This is a genomic window from Desulfovibrio sp. An276, from assembly GCF_002159665.1.
In the GTDB taxonomy this organism is placed as follows: Bacteria; Desulfobacterota; Desulfovibrionia; order Desulfovibrionales; family Desulfovibrionaceae; genus Desulfovibrio; species Desulfovibrio faecigallinarum.
The window spans coordinates 73555-80838 of the sequence record NZ_NFJC01000010.1 but is presented as its reverse complement, the minus strand read 5'-3'; the positions used below and the strand labels follow the sequence as shown (position 1 = coordinate 80838).

Annotated in this window: 6 protein-coding genes and 1 pseudogene; 2 read left to right on the top strand and 5 right to left on the bottom strand. The window is 59.1% G+C overall.

Annotated elements, in window-relative coordinates; all coding sequences use genetic code 11:
• Nucleotides 1-136 precede the first annotated feature (136 nt).
• Together B5F76_RS06175 and B5F76_RS06170 are read left to right on the top strand one after the other, a co-directional pair.
• Nucleotides 137-1261, top strand: a pseudogene (locus tag B5F76_RS06175) (diaminopimelate decarboxylase family protein); the annotation flags it as partial.
• Between the two features lie 26 nt (nucleotides 1262-1287).
• On the top strand, nucleotides 1288-1575 hold the full coding sequence (locus B5F76_RS06170; RefSeq protein ID WP_144268404.1) for a type II toxin-antitoxin system HicB family antitoxin: 288 nt from the start codon (nucleotides 1288-1290) through the stop codon (nucleotides 1573-1575).
• A 76-nt stretch (nucleotides 1576-1651) separates the two neighbouring features.
• On the opposite strand, the gene nrdD is transcribed toward B5F76_RS06170, so the two are convergent.
• The 5 genes from nrdD to B5F76_RS06145 all read right to left on the bottom strand — a co-directional run bounded on the left by nrdD (nucleotide 1652) and on the right by B5F76_RS06145 (nucleotide 7264).
• Nucleotides 1652-1819 carry an anaerobic ribonucleoside-triphosphate reductase gene (gene nrdD / locus B5F76_RS06165; RefSeq protein ID WP_087352381.1) on the bottom strand — a complete coding sequence of 56 codons (168 nt, stop codon included), beginning with the start codon at nucleotides 1817-1819 and terminating at the stop codon, nucleotides 1652-1654.
• Nucleotides 1820-1943: 124 nt separating this feature from the next.
• Nucleotides 1944-3365, bottom strand: a complete 1422-nt coding sequence (locus tag B5F76_RS06160) for a hypothetical protein (protein ID WP_087352379.1) — start codon at nucleotides 3363-3365, stop codon at nucleotides 1944-1946.
• Between the two features lie 106 nt (nucleotides 3366-3471).
• Entirely contained in the window at nucleotides 3472-4134 is a 663-nt protein-coding gene (locus tag B5F76_RS06155; RefSeq protein ID WP_087352377.1) for a hypothetical protein, read from the bottom strand.
• Between the two features lie 474 nt (nucleotides 4135-4608).
• On the bottom strand, nucleotides 4609-5277 hold the full coding sequence (locus tag B5F76_RS06150; RefSeq protein WP_087352375.1) for a S24 family peptidase: 669 nt from the start codon (nucleotides 5275-5277) through the stop codon (nucleotides 4609-4611).
• A 262-nt stretch (nucleotides 5278-5539) separates the two neighbouring features.
• Entirely contained in the window at nucleotides 5540-7264 is a 1725-nt protein-coding gene (locus tag B5F76_RS06145) for a hypothetical protein (protein ID WP_087352373.1), read from the bottom strand.
• Between the last annotated feature and the right edge of the window lie 20 nt (nucleotides 7265-7284).

The window sequence follows — 7284 nt, the reverse complement described above, 5'->3', positions numbered from 1 at the left end:
AGCCTGTGGAGAGGCTCCTTGCCTCGTTGAAGCGGAACCCGCCCAGGGATCAAGCTAGCTTGTTTCCGCTGGGAATCCTCCGCCTTTAGGCGGGGGAGGATGTCAACTCTACGATCTTCGTTTTCTTGAAGAGCGGGCCCTTGCCCTGCGCAAGGCCCTTGGCGGCATCACCCTGCTCTATTCGATCAAGTGCAATCCCCATCCAGTCATCCTGACCCGTCTGGCAGGCCTTGGTCTTGGCATGGACGCAGCCTCGCAAGGTGAAGTCCTGCTTGCCCACAAGCTGGGACTGGCACAAGAGAAGATTCTCTACTCTGCGCCAGGCAAGAGCGAGGAAGACCTTGCTGCCACACTTGATGTGTGCACCATCGTCGCGGACTCCTACGGGGAGCTCGAGCGCCTCGATGCTTTATGCAGGCGCTTTGGAAAAAAGGTGTGCGTTGGTCTCAGGGTGAGCCCCAGTTTAAGCTTTGGTCCTGGGCCTTTTCCGGAGGTTTTGGAAGGTGCTCCGGACAAGTTTGGGGTGCCGGAAGAAAGCCTTGCTTGTCACATCGATTTTTTGCGCAGCCTGACCCATGCGCAGGTGTGCGGCATACACGCCCATGTGCGCAGCCAGGTGCTCTCGGCTCGTGCCCTCACCGCCGCCTTTGCTCGCGTGGCAGGGATTGCGCGCTATTTGCAAAACGCTGGGATAGAGCTTTCCTTTGTGAACCTTGGCGGTGGCCTTGGCATCCCCCAGGGAGAGGAAGAGAGCGAGCTGGACCTTGCGGATTTGAGCGCTGGCCTTTCCGGACTCGTGAACAGTCTGTCCGGGAATGTTCGCCTCTACCTTGAGAGCGGGCGCTATCTTGTGGGTGAGGCGGGCTTTTTCGTAACCCCCATCTTGGACATCAAGGAGTCCAGGGGGAAGACCTTTGTGTATGCCCCGGGGCTTCTGAACCACTATTTTCGGGCAAGTTTTGCGGCCTTCATGGACTCCCTGCCCCTTGAGGGCTTTCGGGGACCAGCGGAGCCCCTGTGGAGCGGTCCCGGAATCTGCAGGCCCATGGTTTTCGGAAAACCAGCAACTGGCCGCACTGTCACCATCTGCGGCACATTGTGCACGGCAAACGACGTGGCAGCGCGCGACGTGTATCTTGAGAATGTCGCCATCGGCAACCTGCTTGTCTTTCCTGGGGCCGGCGCCTACGCAAGCGCCTTGAGTTTCCACGGATTTGCAAGCCACACACCCTGCAGGGAGGTCTTTTTTCCTGAAGAATGAGGGGCTTCGGTTCCCTTTGGAGGTATATGAAACACTGTCTGATTGCCTTTGTCTCGGACGACGGGGGCTTTTCCCTGTTCAGCCCGGATTTTCCAGAGTTCAGTTCTCAGGGCGATTGTCTCGAAGAAGCAGTCGATATGGCTACCGACTGCTTGCGCCTGCTTGTTGATGTCTACGGGAAAGAGGGAAGACCTTTGCCCGAGCCCTGCGATCTGGCAAGAGCAAAGGCACACACGAAGCGTTGCTGGCAGAGCTGGCAAAAATGGGTTTTGTACCTGACTGCGCGGTCTCGTACCACAGTGTTCCGGCTATAGGGTCCTGAGCGGCAACCCGGGGAGCAAGTGAGGCTCCCTCTTCATCAGGAGCTCTTCCCAAAAGAGGGAGAACAAGTCAGGCTTTGCCTGTGCCCCCGTGCTTGACGCGTTCCCGTACCTCCGCTGCCTTGGCGTTGTTGAACCTGTCCAGAGAGCCGACAAGATAGCCTGTAATCCTGCGGATACGCTCGAACTTGATGCCCTCGCCAATCTTGCCGTCTCTTGCGATCACCTTGGTAGTCATTGCTCGTCCCTGTAGCTTGTCATTGTTGCTTGTCATTGGGTTGCTTGTTTTCGAACGGGGCTCCCCCAAAAGGTATGGGGGAACCCCTGGACCTTCCCTCCTTCTGGCAGGCCAGGTTGAAGGTTTAGTTGAGCGGGATGGGCGTTGTGCCGGGCTCAAGGGCAGGCAGTACTCTGCCGGGCCTTGTGCTCGCCTCTACCGCCAGGGGCTTCTTCTCGCCTTCAATGCGGCTTAAGCGGGCAGTGATTTCCTGAACGCTCTTCTCCAGATACTTCATGCTGGCAACAAGGCTCTCAAGCTGCCTCTGCAAAATGTCAGGCTCGTTGCAGGTATCCTGGGCTGGTCTTTGCGCAGGTCCCTGTGTTGCTCGCTGGACTGTTCCCTGCGGACCACGCGCAGTGTATCCGGCATGCCCCGCGTTGTACGCGCCAGTCTGCCTTGCGTATCTTCCAGACTGTCCACTTGCCTGCCCTCCAGCGTATGCTCCGGCCTGCCCTCTGGTCTGGCCTTGAGGTCTCTGCGCACCCTGCCACTGTCCCCTGTTCTGGACACCTGCCTGACGATAGCCCGCGTTGCCCTGCGCGAACCCTGCGTCCTGCCTTGCGCGGGCCTGTCCATCGGGTTGCAGGGGAAGAGAGCCTGTCTGCTTTTGGCCCTGGTTTTGGGCCTGGTTGCGATTTGGGGCAGAGGTCCAGGCAGCACTGCCGCCCACATGGGCCCCGTTGGCAAGGGCGTTGCCAAGGTACACCGTGCGCTGCCAGCATCTGGCGTTCATGGAGCGCCAGTAGCCTGCAAGCTCAAGCAAAAAGTCCGGGGCAGCTTCCTCCGGTACGTAGAACTGCGGCACCCTGTTTACTCCGGGAACGATCCATTCGCGTGTGTCGTACCTTCTTGATGCACCCTGGGCCATGAAGTGGCGGATTCCTCCATAGGGCAGGCGGTACCAGCGGCAGAGGTAGGCAAGCGGGAGCCAGCGTTCGGTGTCGTGCACAAGCAGGGGGTACATGAGCCTGTCGCGGCAGATGGCCCGCAGGGGCAGCGAAGGAATGTGGCGCTCGTTCGGATCGTAGGGCGAACCTTCAGGGATGATGAAGAGCGTTCCCTCTGGCGTGCTGTCCACAAAGGCAGCGCTGACCTCTTCGACTCTTTCCCTGGCCTCGGGTGTGAGCGGGCAGTCTGCAAGAGCCGAGAGGAAGGAGCGCGCACCTGCAAGGGTCATCGTCTCCTTTAGAAAGTTCCCCTGGGCAAAGCGCATGCCCTCGCGCCAGACCTCCCAGCCGGGCAGGATGCGCAGGCAGAGGTTGCGGTAGAGCTGGGTGTTCTCGCTCATGGTTGCCCTTGCCAGATGCTCGAAGACCAGGTGAAAGTCCCGGTTGTAGGCGCGGCCGAGATAGCGCAGGTCGGGAACCTTGCGGGAAACGACCAGTATGGGATCGCTGTAGGGCGTTCTCTCGCCCCAGATGTCATTGGGGTCTGCGCCTGTCCTGGCTCCCTGCCTTGCTTGTGTTCCCTGGCCCTGCTGTCCGTTTCGTGTTGTGTATGCCATTGTCTTCTCCCTTGTCTCTCTTCCGGGCCCAGTGGCACGCGTGTGCCACTGGATCCAGGGTATGCATGTTTCGTGATATTTGTATTGGGCCTTGAACCCTTTTGTGCTACTGCCACAGCGTCTGGCACTGCCTGTTTTGCAGGCACTGGCCTCCAATACTCCCTCGAATGCGCCGTACGAGGGCCTGCCGCTCGAAGGCGCAGATCCAGCCGTCCCGCTCAAGGTTTTCCATGATCCCCCTGGCTGCGCGCTCGGCGTCGTGGTTGCTGATGGTGAGGGCCGAGCGGATCATGGCGTCCGAGACGTTTGCTTCAAGCGTTGCCACCTCGCGGCAGTCCTCGGAGCCGGGAACAAGGGAGCGCAGAAGGCACGAAAGTTCCCCGAGGAGGGGAATGGCCTCCTCGAAAAGCTCATCGGAGAGATCCCTGCTGTTGTCCTCGTCGAAGAGCAGATCCGCAAGGCCAGCGAGCTTGTGCACGCAGGCACCGCAGGGACTGTCCCCATAGACCCAGCGAAGGCCGGACTTTGTGATGGAGGCTGGCAGGACAACGTAGAGCCTGCAGCTGCCGTCCTCCTCGTCCCTGATGTCGCAGGTATACGGCTGCCAAAAGCCTTCCCCGTCCCAATCGGTCAAAACTTCCACACAGCCCGGACGTATCCTGGTTACTACCGGGATGCCGCAGGGATAGCGGTCGCTTGTGGCAAAGAACGGGCAAAAGCCGCGGGATTGGCTGACTAGAATGTTGATGTCTGTCCAGAGCTTTCCCATCGAAAACTCCTCTTGCGTGCGCAAGCGATGTACGGTTTTAAAATAAATGAACTGCCAGTATTTTGAATGCAGGGCAAGACGGGTAGAACCAGGCCCTGCTCGGGCTCGAAAGCTCGAGCAGGGAAGATTTTGCCTGCAAAATCGGACTTGAACATATGCCTTGGAAAAACAAACTGCGTTGCCTGTTGCGCGCCCTCCCAAAAAGGGTGCAGAAGAAGACCCTGGCAAAGTTGAGGCCTGCCTTCATGGGTGTGACACATGACAGGACATCAGCCGATCCGACGCCCGGTTCGTGCCTGCTTTCCCTGCAAGCCCCGGGCGGGCTTTTGTCTCATCCGCCCCTGGGGCCTTGCGGGTACTCGCGAAGAAGGAAAAAATCTGTTGGGTTTACGGGTTTATGAGGTTAGGGGTTGCAGGTCTTGGGTGCAATTGTATTTTTGATTGCACTCAAGGGGGTATTGGCTAGGTGTTGAATTAGGCGTTGACGGAATACCAGCGAACGCGGCCTATCACCTCGAACTGCGAGGGATCTTCAATGGTAATGGGCGCGTGCAGGGGATTTTCCGAACACAGGGTAATGGATTCGGTTGTCAGTGCAATGCGCTTGACGAGAATGCCGTCCATGTAGCGCACGACATAGATCTTGCCGTCCACCAGGTAGAGCTTGGCGTCCTGGGACATGTCTACCATGATGGTGCTGCCGTTGCTGAACAGGGGTTCCATGGAATCCCCCATGACATCAAGGAAGCAGCAGTCTGCGGGATTGATATGCATGCGCCTGAAGTAGCTGCGGTCAAAGGCACGTACCTTGTCGAATTCCCCGTCTTCCGGAGAGGAGGGAAGGTACACGCCAGCACCTGCGCGGCAGTTCATGACAGGCAGGTATTCCACGCCATCGCACTCGCCTTCGGGATAGATGACTGTGATGCCGAGCTTTTCCAGCCAGTCGAGAACAACGCCTGCCCTGGGGTCGGCGCCCTTCAGAAACTTGTAGAGTATGGTTGCCCGGGTTGGTCCGAGATTCAGGGTCTCGGCCATTTCCCTGGCAGTGTTGAAGGTCTTCCCGCGCCCAATACGACTGCGCAAAAAGTCCCGCAGGCGATCCAGGTTGGTATTGATGTTGGCCAGGTCATCGGTGTGCATGAAAAACCTCCGGGAGGGCTTGGGCCAGCCTTGGGAGCCGGTCCTGGGATAGAGTTAGTCAATTCGCAATTCCTTGGTACGAGCATTTGTTGCTCCTGTCAAGAGTTGCACAAAATAAATTTTGCGCTTTCGCTATAAACAACACGCAATACAACGATATTATTGCAGAAAATATTTCGCAAAGGCCCAGCTTGTCCCCCTTGCAAGACCATGTCGATGGGCCTTTTTTCAAGCGCGTTCTTGCGAAAAAGCCTTTTCCGCCCTAGGGCCTGGGCAAGACCGAAGGCTGGTTTTCCGCCATGCAGGGCGCAGCATACCCCCTTTCGGAAGCCGTATCCTGCGTATCGAAGCGTACCTCTTCCACCCTGGGGCTTGTGGCCGATATTGCGGCCGTCCTTGCGGCGTTTTGGGAAGGCCAGGCAGTCCCTGACGAGGGTCGGGCTGCCCTGTTTTCAGACTGCCGGGCCGACTGCCATTGCTCCTGTCTTTCCCCTGCAGCTTCCCTTTCCCCTGCGCCTGGCCGCAGATTTGGCACAAGGGATATGCTTGCAAGGCATTCCTGTTCGCGCTCAATCTCGTCCGCGTAGGGTGCAGAGGGCCTGAGGCTTCCCATATCCTGTGCAAGCAGGCAGGCGTTTTTGTAGGATGCGCCATCGCGCAGACTGTACCAGCCAAGGGCGTAGTCGCCTGCGCTCCTGGGCATGAAGGCCTGGGCGCAGCCTATGTTCTGTCTTCTTTCGGGAAGGGGGCTAAAGGTGTGAATGAGGGCAAGGTAGACCATGTTCTTCAGCTGGCAGAGTGCAGCCTGCGAGGTCACGCCGCGCGCAGGCTGCGATTTCGGGCAGACAAGGTGCGAGTCTGCGCGAAAGTTTCTGCCAGGCAGGATGTCCACGAACTCGACGCCGTTTGCGCGCACAAAGCCTGGGTCAAGGCCGCGCACCATCTCCTCGAGGATAAAGTCTGCCCTGCCTTCGGGCGTATCCCCATAGCCCCCGTCCTTGCGCCTGCCAAGGGCCGGAAGGGTCGAAAGCTCGTAGGCAGTGACGCGGTATACCCCGCACACCTCGCTGTCCCTGTTCATGAAGCGCAGCACGCACTCCGGGGAGACAGGACTTGGGGCACCGCTTGCGCCCAAGCTTCCCGCAAGGACTCTCGGCGCAAAGTCCGGGTGCGAGAGAAAGTCCGCCAGAGCCTGCCTGCCCTGGCCGCCAGTGTCCGCAAGGTCAAGGCGAAAGCTCTCCTCGGGATGCCAGGTGGTGAAGGAAAGGGCTCCTACCCTGGCCTCCTGATTGCCCTGGGATCGCTCCTGCGCCCAGGCCTGCACGATTTCCCAGGCAGCATCCGAGGCGGCCCTGGCAAAGCTTCCCATGCCAAGCCTGGCAGCCTTTGCAAGGCTTGCGGTGAAGATGCGGTAGTAGTCCGTGCCTGTGCGCCCCCTGGAAAGAGCAAGGTTTACAGTGGAGAGCCTTTGCGCCTCCATATGCTCCTGGGGAAAGACCCTGTTGCCAAGGCGCGTTTCGTAGGAGACGTAGGGGACCATCCAGCTTGTGCGCATGCGGGTGTAGAGGACAGTGTCCTCGCCCTGGGCGTAACGTATGCTGGCAGTGGGCCTGCCCTCCTGGTCGGTGATAAGGCGAGCCCTGTCGCAGCGAAGTACGGGGCGCCTTTCCTCTGGCATCTGCGAAGCGTTTGCCAGTTCCGGGTACATGTCCACAAGGGTTTTGGCGCTCCTGCGCGAGGCGGGAATCGGGCGGTTGTTTTCCGCAAGCTCCTCTTCCTCGCTTGTGAGGCGCACGAAGATGGGCTCGCCAGAGCACATGCTTGTGCACCAAAAGCCCGTGATCTCCTGCCTTCCGTCCCTGTCCGTGCTTGCCAGAACGTCGTCTACGCGCACGCACAGGGTGCCGGAAATGTCGAAGGCCTCTCTTTTCTCGCGCGCGGAAGCGTGCCCGGGGCTTCGGCCGGCGAAGTTGTAGCGTATGGCCATTGTATTGTATCTCCATGAAT

Bases quoted from the DNA above. Each gene is read 5' to 3' on its own strand.
- B5F76_RS06170 (WP_144268404.1), top strand. From the start codon at position 1,288: ATGAAACACTGTCTGATTGCCTTTGTCTCGGACGACGGGGGCTTTTCC.
- nrdD (WP_087352381.1), bottom strand. From the start codon at position 1,819: ATGACTACCAAGGTGATCGCAAGAGACGGCAAGATTGGCGAGGGCATC.
- B5F76_RS06160 (WP_087352379.1), bottom strand. From the start codon at position 3,365: ATGGCATACACAACACGAAACGGACAGCAGGGCCAGGGAACACAAGCA.
- B5F76_RS06155 (WP_087352377.1), bottom strand. From the start codon at position 4,134: ATGGGAAAGCTCTGGACAGACATCAACATTCTAGTCAGCCAATCCCGC.
- B5F76_RS06150 (WP_087352375.1), bottom strand. From the start codon at position 5,277: ATGCACACCGATGACCTGGCCAACATCAATACCAACCTGGATCGCCTG.
- B5F76_RS06145 (WP_087352373.1), bottom strand. From the start codon at position 7,264: ATGGCCATACGCTACAACTTCGCCGGCCGAAGCCCCGGGCACGCTTCC.